Below are 24,798 nucleotides of genomic sequence, written 5' to 3'. Positions count from 1 at the left end.
AAGCACGAGAAAGCGAATCATGTCGAGAATCATCCTGTCCAACGTCCGGCTGAACGGCGTCGGGGACCCGCAGGTCATCGTCGTCGCCGACGGAAAGATCGAGTCCGTGGGCGCGCAGGCGCCGGCCGACCTCGGGCCCGCCGACCACGTGGAGGACTGTGGCGGGCAGATCGTCCTGCCGGGCTTCGCCGACGGCCACGCCCACGCCGACAAGAGCCTGTGGGGCGAGCCCTGGATCCGGCGGACGTCCGAGCCGATCACCATGGAGCAGATGTTCGACGACATGCTGCAGCAGTGGGCGGAGACCACCACCCCGGTCACCACCCGGGCCCGCGCCTTCCTCGACAAGTGCGTCGCCTACGGCTCGACGTCCATCCGGACCTTCACCGACGTCGCCCCGGAGATCGGCCTGGACGGCATCCACGGCCTGCTCCAGGTCCGCGAGGAGATGGCCGACCTCACCGACCTGCAGATCGTCGCGTTCCCCCAGCTCGGCATCCTGCGCAAGCCCGGCACCGCCGAGCTGCTGGACCAGGCCCTGCGCGAGGGCGCGGACGCGGTCGGCGGCCTCGACCCCGCCGGCGTCGACGGCGACGCCGCCCGCCAGCTCGACATCGTCTTCGACCTGGCCGAGAAGTACCAGGTGCCCGTGGACTTCCACGCCCACGAGTCCGGCGAGCTGGGCATCTGGCTCATCGAGCGGATCTCCGAGCGCGTCAAGGCACTCGGCATGCAGGGCAAGGTCAGTCTGTGCGACGTGTTCAGCCTCGCCGACCCCACGCCCGCCCAGTTCGACCGCCTGGCGACCCTGCTCGCCGAAGCCGACATCGCCGTCACCGTCGGCGTGCACGGCCTCCTCCCCGTCCCGGACGTCAAGGCCCTGCACGCGCGCGGCGTGCGGATGTGCCTGGGCTCCGACTCCGCCCGCAGCCGCTGGTCGCCCTGGGGCGAAGGCGACATCCTCGCCAGGGCGCAGTTCATGGCCTACAAGTGCTACTGGCGCATGGACGACGACCTGGAGTTCGCCGCGACCCTGGCCACCACGCTGGGCCGTGACGTCCTCGGCGTCCCCCGGTCCGACCTGCGGGCCGGAGACGCCGCCGACCTCGTCGTCCTCCCGGGAGAGACGATCGGCGAGCTCGTCGTGGAACCGCCGCAGCGCACGCTCGTCATGAAGCGCGGGAGGATCGTCGCCCGCGCGGGCGCCCTGGTGACCGGCGCCTGACCGGACTCCGGCGCGGGCGGCCTCGCTCTGCGTCCCCGGCTCCGCCGCGCCGCCCACGGGTGGCGCGGCGGAGCCATGTCAGCCGTCGAGCAGCCGCCACGTGGTGAGGGCGAGCCTGCCGGCCTCGGTGAGGCGGCAGGTCCTTCGGCGGCACCTCCTTCGGCGGCACCGGCGGCGATCCGATGAGCGGTCCCCGGCCCCGCACGTTCGGCTGTGCGGGGCCGGGGACGCGTTCGTCCGGGTCAGTCGTCGAAGTAGTTCGGCTGCGACTGGGCGTTGAGCACGTCGAGCCTGACGCGCTTGGCCTTGTCGGTGATCGGGTCCCGGAGGTCCAGGACGTCCAGACCCCTCTGGATGTCGTTGGAGTAGATGTAGCCGTTGTAGTAGTACGTCGACCACGTTCCGGCGAGGGTGTCCAGGTTGTTCGACCACGGGCCGCGGTCGAACCAGGCGAGCTCCCGGGGGTGCGCCGAGTCGGTGAAGTCCATGACCGAGATGCCGCCCTGGTACCAGGACTGCACCATGATGTCCTTGCCCTTCACCGGGATCAGCGAGCCGTTGTGGGCCACGCAGTTCTCGGTGTCGGTGTTGTGCCGGGGGATCTTGTAGTAGCTGCGGAACTTCAGCTTCCGGTGATCGCCGTGGCCGACGATGTCGTAGATGGCGTTGGCGCCCTTCTCCGGCCCGATCACCGCGTTGCAGGTCGCCGCGGAACCGCCGCCCAGCTCGTCGGTGAAGACGATCTTGTCGGCGTCGTTGCTGAACGTCGCGGAGTGCCAGAACGCGAAGTTCTCGTCGTCGCGGACGCTCGCGATGGTGCGCGGCTTGAGCGGGTCGGAGATGTCGAACAGCACGCCGTCGCCCATGCAGGCCCCGGCCATCAGGTCCTCGTCCGGGTAGGACGTCAGGTCGTGGCAGCCCGAGGTGGCCCTGGTCTGGCCGGGCCACGGGGTGTCCGGCGGGTCGCCGGGGTTGCCGCCGTCGGGGAACAGCACCGGCTCGGCCACCACGCTCGCCGCGGCCGGGTTCCGCAGCGGCACCTTGACGATCGAGATGAGGTCGTGCGGAGGCAGGCAGTCGGGGTAGGTGCCGTCCGGGGAGTAGGACGAGACGTAGATGTAGGCGGTGCCCCGCCTGCCTGGCACGAGGGTGTTGGTGTGGGAGCCGCACTTGGTCTCGACGGCCTTGACGTAGCGCGGGTTGCGGACGTCGGAGATGTCGAAGATCTTGATGCCCTCCCACGCCGACTTCTCCGTGGCGGGCTTGGGCACGGCCTGGCACGAGTCGTCGCTCATCGAGCGGTCCGTCGACAGGAACAGCAGGTCACCGTCGACCGACACGTCGTTCTGGGAGCCGGGGCAGTGCACCACCGTGACGACCTTCGGGGTCGCGGGACGGCTGATGTCGTAGATCGTGAAGCCCTCGTAGTTCCCGCCGAAGGCGTACCGGCCCTTGAAGGCCCAGTCCGAGCCGTACGCGGCGGTTGCGGCGAGCGGTCCCTGCTTGGGGATGTTCGCCAGATGGTGCATGTTCGCGGACATGGTGGGCTCGTCCTGGCCCGGCGCGGCCCCGGCGGAGGCCGCCGGGACGAGGGCGGCCGAGGCGCCCAGTATCATGCCCGCGAGGGTGATCAAGAGGGTCCTGTGTCTGGATCTTCGCCTGGGATCTGGCGCCACCCCTGACTCCTTCGTCTGTACGGCCCCCGTGAACAGGTCCTGACGTTCACGGAGTATGGAGTGTTTTGGGGTTGATGTGTAGGTCTGGGTGCTTATGTAAGCATCTTGAGATCAAAGACCCTTTTAAGACACCCCGCTCTGCGGATACGGTCCGGGTGGCCGGCCAGACGTGGGAGGTTCGATGCGGCACCGGATCGCGGTGGCGGGGGTGGCGGTCGCGATGGCCGCCGGCGGCCTTGCGGGGTGCGGCGGCGATGACGGCCACCGGGCCGCGCCGTCGAGGACGGTGCTGGTCCCGGGCCGTCCGGGCGAGCCGAACAAGACCCGGGTCGAGGGCCCGCGCAAGGCCGCGCCCCCTACCGCCGCCGAGGTCGCGTTCGTGCAGATGATGATCCCGCACCACGCGCAGGCCCTGGAGATGTCCGCGCTGGCCCCGTCCCGGGCGTCCGACAGGCGTGTACGGGCGCTGGCCTCCCGCATCGGCGCCGCGCAGAAGGTCGAGATCGCGGTGATGCGGTCGTGGCTGCAGCAGCACTCCGAGGCGATCCTGAAGGCGCACGGCCGTGATCACCGCGCGCACGCCGGCATGCCGGGGATGGCCACGAAGGAGCAGCTCGGACGGTTGCGCGACGCGCGTGCCGCCGCTTTCGACAAGCTCTACCTGACACTGATGATCACTCACCACCAGGGCGCGCTCACCATGGTCCGGAACGTCCTCGACCGGGGCACCGACGTCGCCGTCCAGGAGATGGCCCGCGACGTCCAGTCCACGCAGACGGCCGAGATCGGGCGCATGAAGGGCCTGCTGGCGGGCTGACGGCGGACCCGGGCGCTGCGATCTGCCATCATGAGGAAACGGGACGCCGTCCCGAATCAGGAGCGCGGGATGATGTCCCCGGCGACGATCCGCGGAGCGGGAGGGCGGCGTGGTGGGCGAGACCGACGGGGGGCGCGCCCCCCGGCCGAAGAGGGCGGACGCGCGGCGCAACGAGGAGGTGCTGCTGGAGGCCGCGGCGGCGGTCTTCGTCGCCTCGGGCGTGGAGGCGCCGATCCGTGACATCGCGGCCGAGGCGGGTGTGGGGACGGCGACGATCTACCGGCACTTCCCGACCCGGGCCGATCTCATCGTCGCCGTCTACCGGCACCAGGTGGAGGCGCTCGCCCAGGCCGGACCGGATCTCCTCGCCTCCGCCGGGACGCCCTACGCCGCGCTCGAACGCTGGATCGACCGGTTCGTCGACTTCGTGGTCACCAAGCACGGGCTCGCGGCCGTGCTGCAGTCCGACGACCCCTCCTTCGGGCCCCTGCACTCCTACTTCCTGGAGCGGCTCGTGCCCGTGTGCGCCAGGCTGCTCGACGCCGCGGCCGAGTCCGGCGAGATCCGTTCCGACGTGGACGCCTACGAGCTCATGCGCGGCGTCGGAGGGCTCTGCATCGGCGCCGGCGGCACACCCGGCTACGACGCGCGGCGGCTGGTCGGGATCCTCATCGCGGGCCTACGCCGATCGTCCTGATCCCCCGGGACCGTCTCCCGGCGCCGCCTTCAACCGCGGACCGGAGGGCAGGAGCAGACCGGCCAGGGGCGGGAGTGCGATCAGGAGGGCGAGGGCGGCGTAACCGCAGGTGAGGGTGGCGGCGGCCGCAACGGAGGCGACGAGCAGCGGACCGCCGGCGTCGCCGAATTCGCGGCCGAGCTCGGCGGCGCCCATGGTCTGGCCCATGCGTCCGGCGGGGGTGCGGGCGGCCAGGGCGGCGAACCCGAGCGGGGTGACGAGGCCGGTCCCGGCACCGATCAGCATCGCCGCCGCCAGGATGCCGGGCAGCCCGGGCAGCGTCGCGGCGGCCAGGCCCGCGGCGGTGGTGAGCAGGCCCGCCAGGATGCCGGTCCGGGTGGTCAGGCGCCCGTCGTCCAGGGCGCGTCCGGCGCGGGGCTGGACGACGGCGGCGCAGGCGGCCAGGACGGAGACCGCGGCCCCGGTGGCGATCGCGCCGAGGCCGGCGGCGCGGCCGGACACCGGCAGGAACCCCACCCCGGCCGACAGCGCCGCCGTCGCCGCCGCCAGCGCGGAGGTCGGCGCGAGGAACGCCGGATCGGCCAGGCGCCGGGCCAGGCCGAGGACGGTCTGCCGGGTCCTCGGCAGCGGCGGCACCGCTGGGACGGCCAGCGCCGCCCACACCGCGACCGCCGCGCCCAGCACCGCGAGGACCGTGAACAGCAGCCGCAGGCCGCCCGCCCACACCAGCAAGCCGCCCAGCAGCGGCCCGAGGGTGTAGCCGATCGACTTGTAGAAGCCGTACCCGCCGAACGCGCGGCCGAGCCTCGCCGACGGGTTCAGCCGGGCCACCAGGGCGGAGGCCGACGGGGAGAACGCCGACGCGGCCGCGCCCTGCCCGAGCCGGGCGGCCCACAGCCAGCCGGGACCGTCCGCCACGGCGTACACCGCGGAGGCGAGCGCGAACGCGACCAGCCCGCCGAGCAGGACCGGGCGCGCCCCGATCCGGTCGGCGATGCCGCCGAAGAGGGGTTTGAGCAGCACCTCCGCGCCGTCGTACAGGGCGAGCAGGCCGCCCAGCACCAGCAGGGAGGTGACGGCGTCGCCGGAGGATCCGAGGCTGGCGGCGATGCCGTGGGCGCCGAACGCGGTCGTGAACCCCGCCGCGTACAGCGGCCACATCCGCCGCGGCGGCGCCGCGTCCTCGGACCGGCCGGTCATCGGCCGTCCCGTCTTCGGGGCATCGCGTGCGGCGCGGCGCACTCCGGCGGCCGCCCGGCTCGACAGGTCAGCTCGGCCGCCCGGACGTCAGACACGGAACCGAACGTAGCAGCCCTCACAAGGGCCTGTGCGGGCGTGATCGCCTACATCGGCTCCCCTACCTCGACACCACCCTGTTCACCGCCCCGACCAGAACGGATCCCTGCCGATGAACCCCATGAGCCTGGTCTGGACGTCCGCGTCGGCGGGGACCTCCACCCGGGCGCCGTACTGGCCGGACGAGCGCAGGACGTCCTCCATCTGCTCCATCGCACCGAGGATCTGAGCGCAGAAGTCGGGGTCCAGCCGATCGTCCTGGCCGGTGGCCCGGGAGAGGTCCCAGGTGTGCATGAACACGTCCGAGGTGTAGAACCGGTCGATCGCGGTGTCCAAGGGCACCCGGCCGATGTGCGGGTTCGTGAGTTCACGATGCGGCGTCTTCGGATCGTCCAGGACCGCTTGAACGCCCTCGCAGTGGACCTGCCAGGCGGTGACCGGGTCCTCGTCCACCGACGGCCCCTGGGGCAGTTCGACGTCCGCGCCGGAGGCGAGGAAGGCGCGGAGCCATTCGGTCAGGTGACGCACGACGTCGCGTGCGGCCCAGTCGTCGACGGGGGACGGCGCGTCCCAGGACCGGGTGCCGCGGACCCGCTCGGTGAACAGCGCCGCGACCTCGCGGTGCCGCTCGGCGGGAAGCTCAGACAGTGCCATCGGCGAGCATCCTTTCCAGCTTCGCGTAACCCTGGTTGACGCCGACCTCCATGCCGCTGCGCAGCCACGCGTCGCGGCTCTCGAAGCTGTCGACGAGCGACTGCGCCCGCAGGCGGGTGCGGCCCTCGCCGAGGTCCTCGAACCACAGCGTCTCCAGCGCGACCCCGTCGGGATCGCCTTCGAACGTGAAGGTCTGCACGATGCGGTCCGGCCGTATCTCGTGGAAGCAGCCGTGGAACGCGTACTCCGTGCCGTCGTGCTCCGCGACGTACCGCCAGCTGCCGCCGGTGGAGGCGTCCCAGCGTTCGATCCGGGTGGACAGGGCGTCGGGCCCCACCCACTGGGCGAACAGCTCGGGGTCGGTGTGCGCGCGCAGCAGCTGCGCGGGCGTCGCCGTGAAGTCACGGGTCATCCGGATGATCGGCAGCTTCGGATCGGCCTCGATGACCGCCTCCGTGATCTTCTCCATGTTCGTCTCCCTCCATTGTCGCCAGGACGGCGTCAAGGCGCCGGTAGCGCTGCTCGACGCGGCTCCGGTGGCGTTCGATCCAGACGTCCAGCAGGTCGAGGGCCTGGACCTCCAGGCGCACCGACCGGGGCTGAGGCCCCGGCGGCCGTGTGACGAGCCCGGCGTCCTCGAGCACCCGCAGATGCTTGTAGACGGCCTGCAGCGACATCCGGTACGGCTCGGCCAGCTGGCTCACGGTCGCGTCCCCCTCCGAGAGCCGAGCCACCATGTCGCGCCGGGTCGGATCCGCGAGGGCGGCGAAGACTCGGGACAGGGCGTCCGTGTCCATTCTTCCCCTGTTTCAACTTGTCGGTTGAAACAACCGTACGCCGCCGCCTCCGACTTTGTCAACCTCAAGGTTGAAAGCGCTGCATAACAAGCCTTCTTGCCCCACTGCGGCGGGCCGGTCGAGCACCCTTACGATGGGCACGTGACGGTGATCTTTGTGACGGGGATGTCCGGCACGGGCAAATCGTCCGCGCTCGGCGAACTGGGGCGGCGGGGCTACCGGACGGTGGACACCGACGTCGGGGGCTGGATCGGCGACCTCCCGCGCGACGATGGCGGCGGCCTGGAACGGCAATGGCGCGAAGACCGGGTCGACGCCCTGCTCACCGAGCACGAGACCTCGGGTGAGCCTCTGTTCATCGCGGGCACGGTCTGGAACCAGCGCGCCTTCTATCCCCGGTTCGACGAGATCGTCCTGCTCAGCGCTCCCCTGGACGTGATGTTCGACCGCATCGCCGGCCGCGGCACCAACCCCTTCGGCAAGACCGGCGAGGAGCGGGCGCGGATCGTGGCCGACACCGCGGAGATCGAGCCGCTGCTCCGGGCGTCGGCCACGGTCGAGATCGACACCCGCGCCCCTCTCAGCGAGGTCGTGCGCCGCCTGGCAGCCCTGGCCGGGTCGCCGTGACCGTCTCCGCGGCGTCGTCCGGGTGTGTCTGCGCGGCGGTCAGCGGCGCAGGGCGGTCACCTGCTCCATGTGCGACAGCTTCTCGGGGTTGCGCACGGCGTACAGGCCGGTGATGAGGCCGCCGTCGATGCGCACGGCGATGACGGTGTCGGTCTCGTCGCCGAGCCGGAGGATCAGTGCCGGGTGGCCGTTGACGTGCGCCGGCCGCAGCGTGATGGCCGTGTTGATCCCGCTCAGCGCGCGGGCGACCTTGCCGGCACCCGCGATGGGCGCGCGCGCGGCGCGGACGACGCCGCCGCCGTCGGTCAGCAGGACGACGTCCGGCGCGAGCATGTCGAGCAGGTTCTGGAGGTCGCCCGTCTCGACCGCCCGCTGGAACGCGTGGAGCGCGTCCCGGGTCTCGGCCGCGGAGACGACCTCGCGCGGCCGCCGCTCGGCGACGTGCGCCCGCGCCCGGTGGGCGATCTGGCGGACGGCCGCCGGGTTCTTGCCGACGGCCTCGGCGATCTCGCCGTACTCCAGGGCGAACACCTCGCGGAGCACGAACACCGCCCGCTCGGTCGGGGTGAGCGTCTCCAGCACCAGCAGCATCGCCATCGACACGCTGTCGGCCAGCTCGACGTCCTCCGCCACGTCGGGGCTGGTCAGCAGCGGTTCGGGGAGCCAGGGCCCGACGTAGGACTCCTTGCGGCGGCCGAGCGTGCGCAGCCGGGTCAGCGCCTGGCGGGTGGTGATCCGGACCAGGTAGGCGCGGTGGTCCCGTACCGTGCCGAGGTCGACGCCCGCCCACCGGAGCCAGGTCTCCTGCAGGACGTCCTCGGCGTCGGCGGCCGAGCCGAGCATCTCGTAGGCGACGGTGAAGAGCAGGTTGCGGTGGGCGACGAACACCTCGGTGGCGGAGTCCATCCGGCCGCCACATGCCTCCTGGCCCGTTGTCCTCTCCGTCATCGCCCGCTCTCCCGCCTGTCCGCCGTCCGGCACATCACGGGCATAGGACGCCGGCCGCGGCGGCGCTGTGACATCGGCGGCCGGTGGCGCACGTCACAGGGCCGCGGTGTCACGGGGAGCCGGGTCGCCGGCATCTCCATGGTCGTCAGGACGCCGCGCGGACGAGCCGCGCGGTCGCCGTCCCGGGAGTGAGGACGACATCATGGAACCTCGGATCGATCTGCCGGCCAACGGGCTCGGCGCCAAGATCGGCAAGCGGATCTACAACGTCGGCGTGGCGATCCGGCAGTCGCCGCTGCCTCAGCCCACGCAGGAGCTGGTGATGCTGCGCGCCAGCCAGATCAACGGCTGCGGCCACTGCGTCGACTTCCACGCCAAGGAGGCGGCGGCCGCCGGTGAGACCGCGGTCCGGCTCGCCCTGGTCGCCGCCTGGCGGGAGTCCACCGTGTTCACCGAGGCCGAGCGGGCCGCGCTGGCGCTCGCCGAGGAGGGGACCCGCCTGGCCGACGCGCACACCGGTGTGTCCGACCGGACCTGGGACGAGGTGCGCCGCCACTACGACGACGACCAGACGGTCGCGCTGGTCTCCCTGGTCGCCTTGGTGAACGCGGCCAACCGGCTCGGGGTGATCGTGCGGAACCCGGGTGGCTCCTACGAGCCGGGCATGTTCGCCGGCATGGCGGGCTGACCGCCGGGCGGCACGGCCCGGGACCATCGGTCCCGGGCCGTGCCGGCGCGTGTTCCGGGTCAGATGTCGTCGATGTTCATCGCCCCTTCGTTGGGGCGCCGGGACAGGTCGATGCCGAGCTCCTCCGCGGCGCGGAAGACGTCCTCGTCGGTGTCGCGCATCTCGATGGACATGCCGTCGCTGGAGAGGACCTCGACGTTGAGGCACAGCGACTGCATCTCCTTGATGAGCACCTTGAAGGACTCGGGAATGCCGGGCTCGGGGATGTTCTCGCCCTTGACGATGGCCTCGTAGACCTTCACGCGGCCAAGGACGTCGTCGGACTTGATGGTCAGCAGCTCCTGCAGGGCGTAGGCGGCGCCGTAGGCCTCCAGCGCCCAGACCTCCATCTCACCGAAGCGCTGGCCGCCGAACTGGGCCTTACCGCCGAGCGGCTGCTGGGTGATCATGGAGTACGGGCCGGTCGAGCGGGCGTGGATCTTGTCGTCGACCAGGTGGTGCAGCTTGAGGATGTAGAGGTAGCCGACCGAGATCGGATAGGGGTAGGGCTCGCCGGACCGGCCGTCGAAGAGCCGGGCCTTGCCGCTGGGCATCACCGTCCGGTCGCCGTCGCGGTTGGCGAGCGTGCTGTCCAGAAGCCCGATGATCTCCTGTTCACTGGCGCCGTCGAAGACCGGGGTGGCGACGTTGGTGCGCGGCGCGACGCGGTCGAAGCCCTTCTCGCGCAGCCGCTCGGCCCACTCCTCCCCCACGCCGCTGATGTCCCAGCCCTGTGCGGCGATCCATCCGAGGTGGGTCTCCAGGACCTGGCCGACGTTCATGCGGCCGGGCACGCCCAGCGGGTTGAGCACGATGTCGACCGGGGTGCCGTCTTCGAGGAAGGGCATGTCCTCCACCGGCAGGACCTTGGAGATGACGCCCTTGTTGCCGTGCCGGCCCGCGAGCTTGTCCCCATCGGTGATCTTGCGCTTTTGCGCCACGTACACCCGGACCAGCTCGTTGACCCCCGGCGGCAGCTCATCACCCTCGTCCCGGGAGAACACCCGCACCCCGATGACCTTGCCCTGCTCACCGTGGGGCACCTTCAGCGAGGTGTCGCGCACCTCCCGCGCCTTCTCACCGAAGATCGCCCGCAGCAGCCGCTCCTCGGGCGTCAGCTCGGTCTCGCCCTTGGGCGTGACCTTGCCCACCAGGATGTCCCCGGGCACCACATCGGCGCCGATCCGGATGATCCCGCGCTCGTCCAGATCGGCCAGCACCTCCTCGGAGACATTGGGGATGTCCCGGGTGATCTCCTCGGGCCCCAGCTTGGTGTCGCGGGCATCGACCTCGTGCTCCTCGATGTGGATCGAGGACAGCACATCGTCTTGCACCAGCCGCTGCGACAGGATGATGGCGTCCTCGTAGTTGTGGCCCTCCCACGGCATGAACGCCACCAGCAGGTTCTTGCCCAGCGCCATCTCACCGTCATCGGTGCACGGCCCGTCGGCGATGACCTGCCCGGCCTCCACCCGCCGGCCCTCGTCCACGATCGGCTTCTGGTTGAAGCAGGTGCCCTGGTTGGACCGCTTGAACTTGGCCACCCGGTAGGTGGTGCGGGTCCCATCGTCGTTCATCACCGTGACGTAGTCGGCCGAGACCTCCTCCACCACCCCGGCCTTCTCGGCGGTGATGACGTCACCGGCATCGGTGGCGGCCCGGTACTCCATCCCGGTGCCCACCAGCGGCGCCTCGCTGCGCAGCAGCGGCACCGACTGCCGCTGCATGTTCGAGCCCATCAGCGCCCGGTTGGCGTCATCGTGCTCCAGGAACGGGATCATCGCGGTGGCGACCGAGGTCATCTGCCGCGCCGAGACGTCCATGTACTGCACGTCCCGCGGCGCGATCAGCTCGACCTCACCGCCCTTCTTGCGGACCAGTACGCGGTCCTCGGCGAACGAGCCGTCCTCATTCGTCAGGGAGTTGGCCTGCGCGATGACGTAGCGGTCCTCCTCGTCGGCGGTGAGGTAGTCGATCTGGTCGGTGACCTTGCCGTCCACCACCTTGCGGTAGGGGGTCTCGATGAAGCCGAACGGGTTGACGCGCCCGAAGGCGGCCAGCGAGCCGATCAGCCCGATGTTGGGGCCTTCGGGCGTCTCGATCGGGCACATCCGGCCGTAGTGCGAGGGGTGGACGTCACGGACCTCCATGCCCGCCCGCTCACGCGACAGCCCGCCCGGCCCCAGCGCCGACAGCCGGCGCTTCTGCGTGAGGCCCGTCAGGGGATTGGTGTGGTCCATGAACTGCGACGACTGGCTGGTGCCGAAGAACTCCTTGATGGAGGCGACGACCGGCCGGATGTTGATCAGGGTCTGCGGCGTGATCGCCTCGACGTCCTGGGTGGTCATCCGCTCCCGGACCACCCGCTCCAAGCGCGCCAGGCCCAGCCGGACCTGGTTCTGGATCAGCTCCCCGACCGTCCGCAGCCGCCGGTTGCCGAAGTGGTCGATGTCATCGACCTCGATCGGCACCGGCACACCCCCGACGGGGTTCTCCTCCTCGCCGGCGTGCAAGCGGACCAGGTATTCGATGGTGGAGACGATGTCGTCCTCGGTCAGGGTGCCCTGGTTCATGTCCAGGTCCAGGCCGAGCTTCTTGTTGATCTTGTAGCGGCCGACCTTGGCGACGTCGTACCGCTTGGGGTTGAAGTACAGGTTCTCCAGCAGCGTCTGCGCCGACTCCCGCGTCGGCGGCTCACCGGGGCGCAGCTTGCGGTAGATGTCCAGCAGCGCGTCGTCCTGGCCGGAGGTGTGGTCCTTCTCCAGCGTGACATTGATCGACTCATACGACCCGAACCGCTCGCGGATGCGCGCCTCGTCCCACCCCAGCGCCTTCAGCAGCACCGTCACCGGCTGCTTGCGCTTGCGGTCGATCCGCACGCCCACGTTGTCGCGCTTGTCGATCTCGAACTCCAGCCACGCCCCCGCGAGGGGATGACCCGGCACCCGTAGATGTCCTTGTCGGAGGTCTTGTCCACGTTGCGTTCGAAATAGACGCCGGGCGAGCGGAGGAGTTGCGACACCACGACGCGTTCGGTGCCGTTGATGACGAAGGTGCCCTTGGGGGTCATGAGCGGGAAGTCGCCCATGAAGACCGTCTGGCTCTTGATCTCACCGGTGGTGTTGTTGATGAACTCCGCCGTGACGAACATCGGGGCGGAGTAGGTCATGTCCTTGTCCTTGCACTCCTCCACGGAGTACTTGGGCGGCTCGAACCGGTGGTCGCGGAACGACAGGGACATGGTCGCGGAGAAGTCCTCGATCGGGCTGATCTCTTCGAAGATCTCCTCCAGCCCCGACTGCGTCGGGACGCTTTTGCTTCCGGCCTTCTGGGCCGCCTCGACCCGGGCCTTCCACCTCTCGTTGCCCAGCAGCCAGTCGAACGACTCGGTCTGTACGGCGAGGAGGTCGGGGACCTCGAGAGCGTCCTGGATACGTGCGAAGGAGACGCGATGGGGACCGGCGGGTACGGCAGAGGGGTTGTGCGAGGCTGCCAACAGGTGTCCTTCCGAGGGCTCGCGGCGGACTGTCTACACGCATGGCGGACGGCATCGCGGCCAAGAAGGAGGAGGGATGCCGAGGGCAGGCGTGAAAGGGCAGCATAGAGCAAAATGCAGACGAATATCCACACTATATATTGACTGTCAACCCTCGATCCCGCATTCAGGATCGCACATGCGGAGGGAGATCGTCAAGCCGGGCGCACCGGGCGAGCCCGGCTCCGGGCGGCCGGGCCCTGCGGTGGCCACCGCGCGGAGCGGCGCCGGTGGTGTGAACCCCCAGGTGGGACGTACCGGCGTGACGCGGTCGAGGCTAGGGTGGAGGGCACGCCCGGTGAAGGGGTGAGGCGATGGGTGCCCTTGAGCGCTTCTCGATCCTGCGTTCCGCCGATCTCGACGAGTTCCGCGCGTGCGTGTCGCGGTATCTCACGCCGCACCGCTCGGTTCCCGCGGGCCGTGGCGGTGACGCGATCCGCACCGACGTGTCCATGGCGGATCTCGGGCCGCTCTCCCTGGTCTATGGGTGGCACCGCAACTGCGAGCTGGACGTCCAGCTGACCGAGGAGGTCGACTACTACGACGTCAACCTCGCGCTCGGCGGCGTCAACCGCATCCGGTACGCCGCGGACGAGGTCCTCGTCGACCGCTCGACGGCGGCGATCATCTCGCCGCGCATGCGCGCGCAGATGCGGCTGAGCGCCGACTACCGGCAGCTGCACGTCCGGATCGAGCGGTATGCCCTGGAGCGTCGGCTGGAGGAGCTGCTCGACCGCCCGGTGCCGGCGCCGATCCGGTTCCGGCCGAGGATGGACTTGCGTGGGCCCGCGGCGGCCTCGTGGTTCCGGGTGGTCCGGCTGCTGGTCCGCGACCTCGACCAGCCCACCGGGCTCACCGCGCATCCGGTGGCCACCGGCCCGTGGGCGGGCATGCTGATGACCGGCCTGCTGCTGGCGCAGCCCCACAACTATTCCGAGCGGCTCGCCGACCGGGGCGTCGGCGAGCACCGGCCCGCGCCGCTGCGCCGGGCGATCGGGTACATCGAGGCGCACCCGGAGGAGGAGCTGCCGGTCGACCGGCTGGCCGGGGTGGCCGGTGTGACGGCCCGGTCCCTGCAGCGGTACTTCCGCGAGTACGTCGGTGTCTCACCCCGCGAGTACGTCCAGCAGACGAGGCTGGCGCGGGCCCACGACGAGCTGCGGTCGGTGCGGCCGGGCTCCGGCGTCACCGTCGCGGACGTGGCGTTCCGGTGGGGGTTCACGCATCTGCCGCGTTTCGCGGCCGCGTATCACGAGCGCTACGGCCGGCTGCCGTCGGCGACCCTGCGCGCCGGGTCGTGAGCCGCCGCGCCGCTCCCCCTCGGCGACCTGCCGTCGCCGGACGGATCGGGCTGTCGCCACGCGGATAGGCTCCGCGGCCCGTCGAACCTACCGTCGACCCATCGTGCGGGAGGCACGGTTCGAAGGGGAGGCTCGACCATGGATGTCGACTGTGATGTGGCGATCGTGGGCTACGGACCGACCGGGCTGGTGCTGGCGTCGGCCCTGGGCAAGGCGGGTCACCGTGTGATCGTGTTCGAGCGCTGGCCGGGACTGTACGGTCTTCCGCGGCTGACGCACATCGACGGCGAGACCGCCCGGATCATCCAGGCGGTCGGCGACATCGACCACGCGCTGCGCGACGCCGCGCCGATCCCCGACTACCGCTACCTCAACGGTGCCGGTGAGCTGCTGGTCACGCTGGACTGGAGCGGCGATTCCTGCGGTTACGCGAGCCACATCTCGATGTACCAGCCCGACATCGAGGAAGCCATCGACATGCGGGTGCGGGCCACCGGGAACGTCGAGGTCAACCAGGGCTGGGCCGTGGTCAACGTGCGCCAGGACGATGGCGGTGTCGCGGTGACCGCGCGCCCGTGGACCCAGTCGCGCACCGGGCAGTGGTCGCACGGCGGTGAGGAGCGCACCGTCACGGCGCGGTACCTGGTCGGGGCGGACGGGGCGAACAGCTTCGTGCGCGCCGCCCTGGGCATCGGGTCCATCGACCACGGTGTCGACGACCGGTGGCTGAACATCGACACCGAGCGGCTGCGTCCCCTTCCGCGGCGGTTCGACCGGCTCACCCAGTACTGCGATCCGGCCCGCGGTCACATGCACATGCCGATCGGGCGCAGCCGCCAGCGGTTCGAGCTGGCCGTGCTGCCCGGCGAGGACCAGGAGGTGTTCGAGACGCCGGAGTACGCCTGGGCCTGGCTGCGGGAGCGGCACGGGCTCGGGCCCGAGGACGTGAGGATCCTCCGTCAGGTGGTCTACGTCTTCCAGGGCCGCATCGCCACGTCCTGGCGGGAGGGCCGGACGTTCCTGGCCGGTGACGCCGCGCACACGACCCCGCCGTACATGGGGCAGGGCGCGTGCTCGGGCATGCGCGACGGGATCACCCTGGCGTGGAAGCTGGACCTGGTGCTGCGCGGCCTCGCGGGCGAGGCGCTGCTGGACACCTATGAGACCGAGCGGCGGCCGCACGCCACCGCCATCACCGAGATCTCCATCGCCCTGGGCAGGGTCGCCAACACCCACGACCCCGTGGCGGCCGCGGCCAGGGACGAGGCGTTCCGCACCGGCGACGTCCCGCCGCCGCCGCCGTTCCCGACCCTCGCCGGCGGTGTCGTCCACACCCGCGCCGACGGCTCCCCGGCCCCGCCCGCCGGGACGCTGGCGCCGCAGGGCGTGGTGGGCAGGGGCGCAGTGCGGGGGCGGTGCGACGACGTCATCGGCGGCGGGTTCAGCCTGATCAGCCGCGCGGACGTCCGCCGCGTCCTCACCGCCGACCAGCTGGCTTTCCTGGACGCCCTCGGCGTCCGCAGGGCGTGTCTCGCGGACGTCTCACCGGACCACGTGACGGACATCGACGGCACCTACTCGGCCTTCCTCGACCGGCACGGGGCGGACGCGTTCATCGGGAGACCCGACTTCCACCTGTACTGGGCGGGAGGGCTGGGCGACCTCCCGGCGGCCGTGGACGGGCTGCGCTCGCGGCTGTCGTGGGCGGCCGACCCGGCTCCGGCGGAGGCGGGGGCATGACACTCTCCGACGACACCGTGAAGCCCGCGCCGCCGGACGTGTTGTGGCGGGCCATGCCGCCGACGCGGATGCTCGACTGCGGCGTGCTGCACGCCGACGTGCTCGCCCTGCGCCGGGCGACGGACGCGGGGGTCCCCTGGGACGACGCCGCGGAGGGCCTCGCGGACGCGCGGCTGGCGACCGCGGACGCGGCGCGGGCGGCCGGCCACGTCGTCACCGCCGCCGAGTCCTACCGGGCGGCCGCCGCCGACCTGCTGTTCGCGCAGATGGCCCACAACTTCGACACGCCACGCAAGATCGGGCTGTACACGCGGTTCACCGGCGCGATCGCCGCCGCGGGCGTCCTCGGCACCCCGGCGTGGGAACGGGTGGAGCTGCCGTTCGCCGGCGGGCGCCTGTTCGGATGGCTCGTCCGGCCCGCCGTCCCGGCGGCGGGCACGGTGATCGTGTTCGGCGGGCAGAGCGGATGGGGCGCGGCCTACCGGCGCCAGGCGGACGCGCTGGCGGCGCGCGGGCTGGCGGCGCTGCTCGCGGAGGGCCCGGGCCAGGGCGAGACCCGGTGGACCGGCGGGATCCTCATCGACGCCGATGTCCGCGCCGCGTACAGCACGTTCGTGAGCCACGTCCGCGGCCGTCCGGAACTCGGCCCGGTTGTGGGCCTGTGGGGCAACAGCCTCGGCGGGCTCTACGCCGCCACCACCGCCGCGTCCGACCCCCGGGTGTCGGCGGTGTGCGTCAACGGAGCGCCCGCGCGTCCCCGGCTGCTGGACTTCCGCGCCTTCACCGAGCAGGCGGCCGCGATGCTCGGCACCACCGACCCCGGCGCGCTCCGGCGCAACTTCGACCGGATCGCGCTCGCCCCCGGCGACCGGATCGCGTGCCCGCTGCTGGTGCTGCACGGCGGGCGGGATCCGATCGTCGCCCTCGGCGACCAGCAGCCCTTCCTGGACGCGGCCGCCGGCGACGCCGTGCTCCGCACCTGGGACGACGGCGAGCACACCATCTACAACCACGCCGACGAGCGCACCGCCTTCGTCGCGGACTGGTTCGCCGACCGCTTCGCCCGGACCCCTCCCAAGGAGTGAGCGTCAGTGGACTTCACTGAGAGCACGGCCCTCGACGCCGTCCTGGACAGCTTCGAGGACGCCGCCGACCCCCGCGTCAGGGAGATCCTGCGCGCGGTCGCGGGCCATCTGCACGCGCTGGTCCGGGACGTGCGGCCGACACTGCGCGAGTGGGAGCAGGCGATCGGGTTCCTCACCGCGGTCGGGCAGAAGTGCGACGACACCCGGCAGGAGTTCGTCCTGCTGTCGGACGTGCTGGGGATCTCGATGCTCGTCGAGACCATGAACGCCGACCCGGCGGGGACCGAGAGCACCGTGCTGGGCCCGTTCCACATGGTGCAGTCCCCCGCGCGTGAGCTCGGGGACTCCATCGACCTGCTCGGCACCGGCACCCCGTGCGTGGTGTCCGGCACGGTCACCGCCACCACCGGCGAGCCGATCGCCGGAGCCGAGGTCGACGTGTGGCAGTGCGACGAGCACGGCTTCTACGACGTGCAGCGGCCCGGCGTCCAGCCGCCCGGCAACGGCCGCGGCCTGTTCCGCACCGATGAGCGGGGCCGTTTCTGGTTCCGCACGGTGGTGCCCAGCCACTACCCCATCCCGACCGACGGCCCGGTCGGGCGGCTGCTCGCCGCGGCGGGACGTCACCCGTACCGGCCCGCGCATGTGCACCTCATCGCCGGCGCGAGCGGATACCGGCCGGTGACCACGCACATCTTCGTGGCCAGCGGCCCCTACCTCGACAGCGACGCCGTCTTCGCGGTCAGGAGGAACCTGATCGTGGACTTCGACGGTTCCGACGACGCCGACGAGGCGGCCCGTCTGGGCGTCACGGTGCCGTTCCGTCACGCGCGCTTCGACCTGCGCCTCGCCGACGCGGCGGCGACCCCGTGACCGGCGGGTTCACCTACGAGGCGCTGCCGATGCGCGTGGCGTTCGGCGCCGGCGCGGTGCGCCGCCTCGGGGAGGAGGTCCGCCGTCTCGGCGTCCGCCGGGCGGTGGTCCTCACCACGCCGGGGCAGGCGGCCCTCGCCGGGCGGGCCCGGGACCTGCTGGGCGACCTCGCGGCCGGATCGTTCTGCCGGGCCCGCAGGCACGTCCCGTCCGAGACGGTGGACGGGGCGGCCCGGTTCGCGGCCGACGCCGGGGCGGACGGTCTCGTCGCGGTCGGCGGGGGTTCCGCCATCGGGCTGGCCAAGGCGCTCGCTCTGCGGCACGGCCTGCCCGTGGTGGCCGTGCCCACGACGTACTCGGGATCGGAGATGACCCCGATCTGGGGGATCACCGACGACGCGCGCAAGCGGACCGGCCGCGACCGGGCCGTGCTGCCCAAGGCCGTCGTCTACGATCCCGGGCTCACCCGCGGCCTGCCCGCCCGCGTGTCCGCGACCAGCGGCCTCAACGCGATCGCCCACGCCGTCGAGGCGCTGTACGCGGCCGACGCCTCGCCGGCCGTCTCGGCCCTGGCCGAGCGGGGGATCCGCGACCTCGCCCGGGCGCTCCCGGAGATCATGGCCGATCCCGGGGGACGTCGCGGCCCGGGGCACCGCGCTGCAGGGCGCGTGGCTGTGCGGGGCGTGCGCGGGGGCGGCCACCATGGGGCTGCACCACAGGATCTGCCACGTCCTCGGCGGCAGGCTGGACCTGCCCCACGCGGAGACGCACGCGGTCATGCTGCCGCACGTCGCCGCGTTCACCCTCGCCTCGGCGCCCGAGGCGTGCGAGGCACTGCGGCGTGCCCTCACCACCGACTCCCCTGCCACCGCGCTCGCCGCGCTCGCCGACCGGCTCGGCGCGCCCCGGACGCTCGGAGAGCTCGGCGTCTCCGGGGCGGACCTGCCCGGCGTCGTCGACGACGTCCTGGCCCGCCCGTGCGCCGGTCCCCGTCCCGTCGACCGAGAGTCGCTGCGGGCACTCCTGGAGGACGCGCTCGGCGGAAGGGGCGGCTGAACCGGCGCCCTTGCGGCCGCCCCGGCCCGCGGTTCCCGCTTGCGGGCCGTCCGGCGTCAGGGGTCCGGCGTCGCGGCGGGCGGCTCCTGGGCCTGACGGCTTCTGAGGGCGGAGTCGATCGTGTCCAGCGCCCAGGTCCAGGAGGCTCCGGTCTCTCGGGGGGTGTGACGGAACGCGCCCGCCATCTCCAGGCTCACGAACCCGTGGAACACACTGCCCAGGAGGCGCACCGCGTCGGTCTGGTCGGGCTCTGGAAGGTCGTAGCCGCGCAGGATCGCGCGCGTCATCTCCGCGTGCCTGGGCCCCGCGCCGGCGGCCGCGGTCTCCGGGTCGAGCTCGTACCTGGCCGCCGCGTACCGGCCGGGGTGCTCCCGGGCGTAGGCGCGGTAGGTGTCGGCGAAGGCCACCAGCGCGTCCCTGCCCGCGCGCCCGGCCAGGGCGTCCGCCGCCCTGTCGGCCATCTCCTCCAGCGCCAGCAGCGCCACCCGCACCTTCAGCTCCCGCGCGTTCTCGATGTGCGCGTACAGGCTCGGGTCCTTGACGCCGAGCCGGCGCGCGACCGCCGAGACGGTGAGGCCGTCGAAGCCGATCTCGTCGGCGAGTTCCGCCGCGGTCCGGGCGATGCGGTCCGCGGTGATCCCGGCACGTGCCACGGCGACCCCCAGGTGCTTAGTCGAATAAGGCGTTTGCCTAATTATATTAGGCGACTTAGGCTCGGGGGCATGAGGGCAATCACCGAGAGGGAGATACGCCGGTCGTTCGTCAACTGCTCCAAGGGCGAGGCCGGGCGCCTGGGCGTCCCCCGGGACCTGCAGGAACGGCCCTGGGACGACCTCGACTTCCTCGGCTGGAGGGATCCCGGCGCCCCGGTCCGCGCGTACCTGGTCGCCGAACGCGACGGCGGCCTCCTCGGCATCGCGTTGCGGGCGGTCACCGGCTCGGCGCGCGGCTTCACCGCGCGCAGCATGTGCTCGCTGTGCCTGACGACGCACGCCGGGGGCGGGGTGTCGCTGATGACCGCGCGCCGCACCGGTGAGGCCGGGCGCCAGGGCAACACGGTCGGGCAGTACTTCTGCACCGATCTCGCGTGCTCCCTCTTCCTGCGAGGGAAGAAGCAGGCGTCCCCGGGCCTCGACGAGACGCTGTCGCTGGAGGAGAAGGTCGCCCGCGCCCGTCTCAACCTGGCCGCGTTCATCGCCAGGGTGACGACCTGACCGCGGGTCCGGGACGTGCGCGCTCGCGCAGGTAGGTCTCCAGTTCCGCGGCTCCGGCCAGCATCGCCCGCCCGCGGGCGCCCAGCCGGCCGCGCCAGTCGCGCATGGCGGCCTCCAGCGGCGCCGGCCCGCCCGCAGCCCGCACCTGGGCGATCAGCGGGGCGATCTGGTCCAGCAGGTGGCCGCCCCGCCTGAGCTGGTGGGCCAGCCGCGCGTCCCGCACGTCGGCGTCGTCGTAGACGCGGTAGCCCGTCCGGGGGTCGCGGCGCGGGCGCACCAGCCCGGCGCGCTCCCATTTGCGCAGTGTCGCGGGCCGGATCCCGAGCTCGGCCGCCAGCGGCCCGATGAAGCTCACGCCGGGCCCGGGCGCGGTGATCGGCTCCAGGTCGCGGAGGGCGTCCTCCACGGCCTGGAGCGTCCGCCGGTCGCCGAGGAGCCGGGCGTGGCTCTCGTCGATGAGACGCAGCGCGTCCTCGTCCGCGCCGGTGTTCACCGCCCGCATGATCGCCGCCGCGGTCCGGTGGCCGTGACCGGGCACCAGGGCCAGGAACGTGCTCAGAGCCCGCGCGTGCAGCGGCGTGTAGGTGCGGTAGCCGTGGGGCGTGCGCCCGGCGGCCGGAAGGATGCCGGCCTCCTCGTAGTTCCTGATCGCCTGCGTGGACAGGCCGTGCCGGCGGGCCAGATCGACTGGCCTGAGCCGTTCGGCGTTTTGAAGGTTTCGTCCCATGGTCCTGCTGATATGGCGGTCGAGTTTCAACCGAAAGTTCAACGATACCGTTGAGGGCATGGTCATTGGCATCACGGACATCACCGCCCATGCCGCCGACGCCGACGCCGTCATGGGGCTGCTCCCGGGCCGGCCGCGGCTGCTCGCCCTGGGCGAGCCCACCCACGGCGAGGGCAGCCTGCTGGACCTGCGCAACGACCTCTTCCGGCAGCTCGCCGAGCACGAGGGGTACCGGTGGATCGCGATCGAGAGCGACTGCATGATGGGCCAGGTCGTGGACGACTACGTCGTCTCGGGGACGGGCGCCCTCGATGAGGTCGTGGAGCGCGGTTTCAGCCACGGGTGGGGCGCGTTTCCGGCCAACCGCGAGCTCGTGCGGTGGATGCGCGCCCACAACGAGGGCCGTCCGGCGTCCGAGCGGCTTCGCTTCGCCGGTTTCGACGGCCCGCTGGAGATCACGCACGCCGCGAGCCCCCGGCAGGCCCTCACCGCGCTGCACGGCTACCTCGCGGCGCATGTGGACGCGGACCTGCTCCCCTGCTCCGCCGAGACGCTCGACCGCCTGATCGGCGCCGACGGCCGGTGGACCGATCCCGCCGCGATGAGGGACCCGTCCCGGTCCGCGGGACGATCGGCTCAGGCCGGGGAGCTGGGGCTGCTCGCCGGAGACCTGGCGGCCCTCCTTGACGCGCAGACGCCGCACCTGATCGCGGCGTCCTCGCGGGACGCCTGGCACCGCGCGCGGCTGTGGGGGCGCACCGCCACCGGCCTGCTCCGCTACCACCACTGGATGGCCGATACGTCACCAGGCCGCATGGCACGGCTGGTGGGCCAGCGGGACGTGATGATGGCCGCCAACCTCCTCGCCGTCGCCGAGCGGGGGCCGGTGCTGGTGAACGGGCACAACGGTCATCTCCAGCGGGACGAGAGCACGATGCGGATGGGCGGCCTGCCGGTCGCATGGTGGAGCGCGGGCGCGATCGTGAGCGCCCACCTGGACGAGGGGTATGCCTTCCTGGCCACGGCCCTCGGCACGATCCGGCACCGGGGCGTGGGCGACCCGCCATCCGACACCGTCGAAGGGCTGCTGTACGCGCTTCCCGGAGACCACTGCGTCGTCGACGCCCGCCGGCTGTCGGCCGCTTTCGCCGACGCGCGGCCCGCTCCCCGCACGTCCCCCTACTACGGCTACGCCCCGCTCGACCCGGCCCATCTTCCCGGGCATGACGGGATCGTGTTCGTCAGGGATGCCCAGCGGGGCTAGTGATCCTCGGCGGGCTCGTCCGGGCGTGGCGGGGTGGTGAGCGCGGCCGGCCATCCGCGTTCGAGGAGGCCGGTGACGACGTCCAGGGTGCGGCGGGCGTCGGCGTCGGCGGTGGTGGCGAGGTCGGGGATCAGCAAGAGGTAGCGGGTCAGGAGGCGGGCGGTGAGGTCGTCGCCGGGCAACCCGGCCTCACGTGCGATGGCGGCGGCGAGGGCGTCCTGGGTCGCGGTCCAGGAGCGCAGGGCGTAGTCGCTCAGTTCGGGGGTGGCGCGGACCAGGTCCAGGGCGCGCTGCCCGTCCGGGGTGGGGTCGGTCACGAAGGGGCCGCGTCCGGTCATGTGGCCGTGGACGGCGCGCACGACGGTCTGCCCGGGGGTGCGGTGGTGGACGGCGCGGACCAGCGCGGCGATGTGGTCGGCCCGGTCGCCGGGGAAGACCAGGCTGGCCTTGCCGTCGGGGAAGTAGGTGAACAGGGTCGCGATCGAGGTGTCGGCGGCGTCGGCGATCTCGCGGACCCCGACGTCGTCGTAGCCGCGTGCGGCGAACAGCTCCAGCGCGGCCCGGGTGATGGCCCGGCGGGTCTGGGCCTTCTTGCGTTCGCGCAGCCCCGGGGGGCGGGACGGTGACGGCTGGGCGGCCGGCGCCCGTGGCCGGTCGTGCGGCCGGTCGCGCAGTTCGGGGGCGGGCCAGCCTCCGGCGATGAGGGCGAAGGCGGCGTCGAGTTCGGCGCGGGGGTCGTGGGGGTTCCAGGGCCGGGCGCGGTCGAGGGCGAACCGGGCGACGGCCCGGGCGGCGATGCCGGCGCCGGGGGCGTCGGGCCCCGCCCGGCGGATCGCCTCGGCCAGGTCCGCTTCGTGCCGCAGCCACATGCGGCGGGCGTGGTCGCCGAGTGCCGGGGTGCGCGCGACCAGGTCGGTGAACGCGGCGGCACGCGGGTCGCCGGCCTCGCGGCGGGTGTGGCGCAGCAGCCAGTCCCGCAGGGCCCGCAGGACGGGTGTGCCCTCCGGGCGGTCCTGGACGGCGGAGACGATGCCGGCCCGGACGTCGTCCTCCTGGCCGAAGACCAGGGACTCCTTGGTCGGGAAGTGCTTGAACAGCCCGCTGGTCGACATGTCGGCGGCTTCGGCGACGTCCTTGATCGTGACCTGGTCGAAGCCGCGTTCCAGGAACAGCGCCAGCGCGGCGTCGGCGATCGCCTGCCTGGTGCGGGCCTTCTTGCGCTCGCGGCGTCCCGTCGTGACCTCGGTCATGCCCCCATCCTACCGGGGCGCGTAACCACTCCCTAAGTAAAGCTGTTATGGTTTTTGAGTGACATCACTACTGTACCCGTTCCTGCTCCGTTCCCGGAGGCGGTCTTCTTGGAGGAGCCGATGAGCACCCACCACCCCATCGCGATCATCGGGGCCGGCCTCGGCGGTCTCACGGCCGCGCGGGTCCTGCACGTCCATGGCGTCCGGGCCGCCGTGTTCGAGCTCGAACCGGACCGGGGCAGCCGCACGCAGGGCGGCATGCTCGACATCCACGAGGTGAACGGGCAGAAGGCCCTGCACGCCGCCGGCCTCCACGACGGCTTCCGCGCGATCGTCCACAAGGGCGGTGAGGCCATGCGCGTGATGACCAAGGACGGCACGCTGGTCTGGGAGGAGGAGGACGACGGCACCGGCGATCGTCCCGAGGTGGACCGCGGGGACCTGCGCGACCTGCTGCTGGACTCCTTGCCCGGCGGCACGGTCCGCTGGGGCCGGAGGGTCACCGGGGCCCGTCCGCTGGACGGCGGCCGCCACGAGGTGGCCTTCGCCGACGGGTCCACCGTCACCACCGACCTGCTGATCGGCGCCGACGGTGCCTGGTCGCGGATCCGGCCGCTGGTCTCGGCCGCAGCGCCGTCCTATACGGGCGTCTGCTTCGTCGAGTTCGACCTGCGGGACGCCGACACCCGCCACCCCCGCGGAGCCGGGCTCATCGGCGTCGGCTTCTTCATCGCCCTGGACGGCGAGCGCGGCTTCCTCGCCCACCGTGAACCCGACGGCAGCCTGCACGTCTACACCGCGCTGCGGGCCGCCGAGGACCTGCTGGACGGCATCGACTTCGGCGACACCGACGCCGCCAAGGGCGCCGTGATGGCCCACTTCGCCGACTGGGATCCGGTGTTCCGGGCGCTGATCGCCGAGGCCGACGGCGCCCTGGTGCCGCGCCGCATCCACGCGCTGCCCGTCGGCCACCGCTGGGACCGGGTGCCCGGGGTGACGCTGCTGGGCGATGCCGCGCACCTGATGTCGCCGTTCGCCGGTGAGGGCGCCAACCACGCGATGCTGGACGGCGCCGAGCTCGGCCTGGCCGTCGCCGCTCATCCCGGCGACGTCGAGGCCGCTCTGACCGCCTACGAGGAGGCGCTGTTCCCGCGCAGCGAGGACTCGGCCATCGGGTCGGCGGCATCGCTGGAGCTGATGTTCGGCCCAGACCCCATCGCCCGCGTGGTCGACATGTTCTCCGGCCACGAGCAGCACTGACGTTCCCGCCGCCGGGAGCCCGGGCGGCT

General features: G+C 72.3%; 22 protein-coding genes and 2 pseudogenes. 14 read left to right on the top strand and 10 right to left on the bottom strand.

Annotation, left to right across the window (positions count from 1 at the left end; translation table 11 throughout):
- Positions 1-19: 19 nt before the first annotated feature.
- A complete protein-coding gene (locus AGRA3207_RS01285) occupies positions 20-1,225 on the top strand; it encodes an amidohydrolase (RefSeq protein ID WP_231332705.1) in 1,206 nt (401 codons plus the stop codon).
- 242 nt (positions 1,226-1,467) lie between these two features.
- Here the strand turns inward: AGRA3207_RS01285 and AGRA3207_RS01280 are convergent, their stop codons facing one another.
- Positions 1,468-2,841 (bottom strand): LVIVD repeat-containing protein, encoded by a 1,374-nt coding sequence (locus AGRA3207_RS01280; protein ID WP_231332704.1) that lies wholly within the window; start codon positions 2,839-2,841, stop codon positions 1,468-1,470.
- A 241-nt stretch (positions 2,842-3,082) separates the two neighbouring features.
- Between AGRA3207_RS01280 and AGRA3207_RS01275 the strand changes: the two genes are divergently transcribed.
- Positions 3,083-3,718, top strand: coding sequence for a DUF305 domain-containing protein (locus AGRA3207_RS01275; RefSeq protein ID WP_231332703.1), 636 nt, complete (start codon positions 3,083-3,085; stop codon positions 3,716-3,718).
- A gap of 109 nt (positions 3,719-3,827) precedes the next feature.
- Positions 3,828-4,415, top strand: coding sequence for a TetR/AcrR family transcriptional regulator (locus AGRA3207_RS01270; RefSeq protein ID WP_231332702.1), 588 nt, complete (start codon positions 3,828-3,830; stop codon positions 4,413-4,415).
- Here AGRA3207_RS01270 and AGRA3207_RS01265 read toward each other — a convergent pair.
- The 4 genes from AGRA3207_RS01265 to AGRA3207_RS01250 form a co-directional block, all read right to left on the bottom strand.
- Positions 4,398-5,615: an MFS transporter gene (locus tag AGRA3207_RS01265; RefSeq protein ID WP_231332701.1), complete on the bottom strand. Its 1,218-nt coding sequence runs from the start codon at positions 5,613-5,615 to the stop codon at positions 4,398-4,400. The two genes, AGRA3207_RS01270 and AGRA3207_RS01265, sit on opposite strands and share 18 nt — an antisense overlap.
- 177 nt (positions 5,616-5,792) lie before the next feature.
- A complete protein-coding gene (locus tag AGRA3207_RS01260; protein WP_231332700.1) occupies positions 5,793-6,365 on the bottom strand; it encodes a TIGR03086 family metal-binding protein in 573 nt (190 codons plus the stop codon).
- Complete coding sequence (locus tag AGRA3207_RS01255) at positions 6,352-6,834, bottom strand: SRPBCC family protein (protein WP_231332699.1); 483 nt, start codon at positions 6,832-6,834, stop codon at positions 6,352-6,354. Before AGRA3207_RS01255 ends, AGRA3207_RS01260 begins: the two co-directional genes overlap by 14 nt.
- Positions 6,767-7,102, bottom strand: a complete 336-nt coding sequence (locus tag AGRA3207_RS01250) for an ArsR/SmtB family transcription factor (protein WP_338028294.1) — start codon at positions 7,100-7,102, stop codon at positions 6,767-6,769. The genes AGRA3207_RS01255 and AGRA3207_RS01250 overlap by 68 nt, the downstream gene beginning before the upstream one ends.
- Before the next feature lie 201 nt (positions 7,103-7,303).
- Between AGRA3207_RS01250 and AGRA3207_RS01245 the strand changes: the two genes are divergently transcribed.
- The gene (locus AGRA3207_RS01245; RefSeq protein WP_231332697.1) at positions 7,304-7,789 is read left to right on the top strand and encodes an AAA family ATPase; all 486 of its coding nucleotides are present in this window, start codon (positions 7,304-7,306) and stop codon (positions 7,787-7,789) included.
- A gap of 39 nt (positions 7,790-7,828) precedes the next feature.
- On the opposite strand, the gene AGRA3207_RS01240 is transcribed toward AGRA3207_RS01245, so the two are convergent.
- Entirely contained in the window at positions 7,829-8,737 is a 909-nt protein-coding gene (locus AGRA3207_RS01240) for an RNA polymerase sigma-70 factor (protein WP_231332696.1), read from the bottom strand.
- A gap of 202 nt (positions 8,738-8,939) precedes the next feature.
- On the opposite strand from AGRA3207_RS01240, the gene AGRA3207_RS01235 reads away from it, so the two are divergent.
- Positions 8,940-9,425 carry a carboxymuconolactone decarboxylase family protein gene (locus tag AGRA3207_RS01235; RefSeq protein ID WP_231332695.1) on the top strand — a complete coding sequence of 162 codons (486 nt, stop codon included), beginning with the start codon at positions 8,940-8,942 and terminating at the stop codon, positions 9,423-9,425.
- 59 nt (positions 9,426-9,484) lie between these two features.
- On the opposite strand, the pseudogene rpoB reads toward AGRA3207_RS01235, so the two are convergent.
- Positions 9,485-12,960, bottom strand: a pseudogene (gene rpoB / locus AGRA3207_RS01230) (DNA-directed RNA polymerase subunit beta).
- 353 nt (positions 12,961-13,313) lie between these two features.
- Between rpoB and AGRA3207_RS01225 the strand changes: the two are divergent.
- From AGRA3207_RS01225 to AGRA3207_RS40455, 6 genes and pseudogenes are all read left to right on the top strand, one after another.
- Positions 13,314-14,300 carry an AraC-like ligand-binding domain-containing protein gene (locus AGRA3207_RS01225; protein ID WP_231332694.1) on the top strand — a complete coding sequence of 329 codons (987 nt, stop codon included), beginning with the start codon at positions 13,314-13,316 and terminating at the stop codon, positions 14,298-14,300.
- A gap of 138 nt (positions 14,301-14,438) precedes the next feature.
- Complete coding sequence (mhpA, locus tag AGRA3207_RS01220) at positions 14,439-16,040, top strand: bifunctional 3-(3-hydroxy-phenyl)propionate/3-hydroxycinnamic acid hydroxylase MhpA (protein WP_231332693.1); 1,602 nt, start codon at positions 14,439-14,441, stop codon at positions 16,038-16,040.
- Positions 16,037-17,125, top strand: coding sequence for an alpha/beta hydrolase (locus AGRA3207_RS01215; protein WP_231332692.1), 1,089 nt, complete (start codon positions 16,037-16,039; stop codon positions 17,123-17,125). Before mhpA ends, AGRA3207_RS01215 begins: the two co-directional genes overlap by 4 nt.
- A 6-nt stretch (positions 17,126-17,131) precedes the next feature.
- Positions 17,132-17,998: a dioxygenase family protein gene (locus AGRA3207_RS01210; protein WP_231332691.1), complete on the top strand. Its 867-nt coding sequence runs from the start codon at positions 17,132-17,134 to the stop codon at positions 17,996-17,998.
- Positions 17,999-18,027: 29 nt separating this feature from the next.
- A pseudogene (locus tag AGRA3207_RS40170) lies at positions 18,028-18,402 on the top strand (iron-containing alcohol dehydrogenase); the annotation flags it as partial.
- A 49-nt stretch (positions 18,403-18,451) separates the two neighbouring features.
- Positions 18,452-19,054: a dehydroquinate synthase/iron-containing alcohol dehydrogenase family protein gene (locus AGRA3207_RS40455; RefSeq protein WP_338028293.1), complete on the top strand. Its 603-nt coding sequence runs from the start codon at positions 18,452-18,454 to the stop codon at positions 19,052-19,054.
- Positions 19,055-19,110: 56 nt separating this feature from the next.
- Here the strand turns inward: AGRA3207_RS40455 and AGRA3207_RS01195 are convergent, their stop codons facing one another.
- Positions 19,111-19,707, bottom strand: a complete 597-nt coding sequence (locus AGRA3207_RS01195; RefSeq protein WP_231332689.1) for a TetR/AcrR family transcriptional regulator — start codon at positions 19,705-19,707, stop codon at positions 19,111-19,113.
- 69 nt (positions 19,708-19,776) lie between these two features.
- Between AGRA3207_RS01195 and AGRA3207_RS01190 the strand changes: the two genes are divergently transcribed.
- Positions 19,777-20,268, top strand: a complete 492-nt coding sequence (locus AGRA3207_RS01190) for an FBP domain-containing protein (RefSeq protein ID WP_231332688.1) — start codon at positions 19,777-19,779, stop codon at positions 20,266-20,268.
- Here the strand turns inward: AGRA3207_RS01190 and AGRA3207_RS01185 are convergent.
- Positions 20,246-20,995, bottom strand: coding sequence for a TioE family transcriptional regulator (locus AGRA3207_RS01185; protein WP_231332687.1), 750 nt, complete (start codon positions 20,993-20,995; stop codon positions 20,246-20,248). The two genes, AGRA3207_RS01190 and AGRA3207_RS01185, sit on opposite strands and share 23 nt — an antisense overlap.
- Before the next feature lie 58 nt (positions 20,996-21,053).
- Here AGRA3207_RS01185 and AGRA3207_RS01180 point away from each other — a divergent pair, with 58 nt between their 5' ends.
- Positions 21,054-22,259: an erythromycin esterase family protein gene (locus AGRA3207_RS01180; protein ID WP_231332686.1), complete on the top strand. Its 1,206-nt coding sequence runs from the start codon at positions 21,054-21,056 to the stop codon at positions 22,257-22,259.
- Here the strand turns inward: AGRA3207_RS01180 and AGRA3207_RS01175 are convergent.
- On the bottom strand, positions 22,256-23,509 hold the full coding sequence (locus AGRA3207_RS01175) for a TetR/AcrR family transcriptional regulator (protein ID WP_231332685.1): 1,254 nt from the start codon (positions 23,507-23,509) through the stop codon (positions 22,256-22,258). The genes AGRA3207_RS01180 and AGRA3207_RS01175 overlap by 4 nt on opposite strands.
- Positions 23,510-23,629: 120 nt before the next feature.
- On the opposite strand from AGRA3207_RS01175, the gene AGRA3207_RS01170 reads away from it, so the two are divergent.
- Positions 23,630-24,769 (top strand): FAD-dependent oxidoreductase, encoded by a 1,140-nt coding sequence (locus AGRA3207_RS01170; RefSeq protein ID WP_231332684.1) that lies wholly within the window; start codon positions 23,630-23,632, stop codon positions 24,767-24,769.
- Positions 24,770-24,798: the final 29 nt, after the last annotated feature.

Source organism: Actinomadura graeca (genome assembly GCF_019175365.1).
GTDB classification, from domain to species: Bacteria; Actinomycetota; Actinomycetes; order Streptosporangiales; family Streptosporangiaceae; genus Spirillospora; species Spirillospora graeca.
Note: the sequence above shows the minus strand (reverse complement) of the source record. Positions and strands in the feature narration are given on the sequence as shown.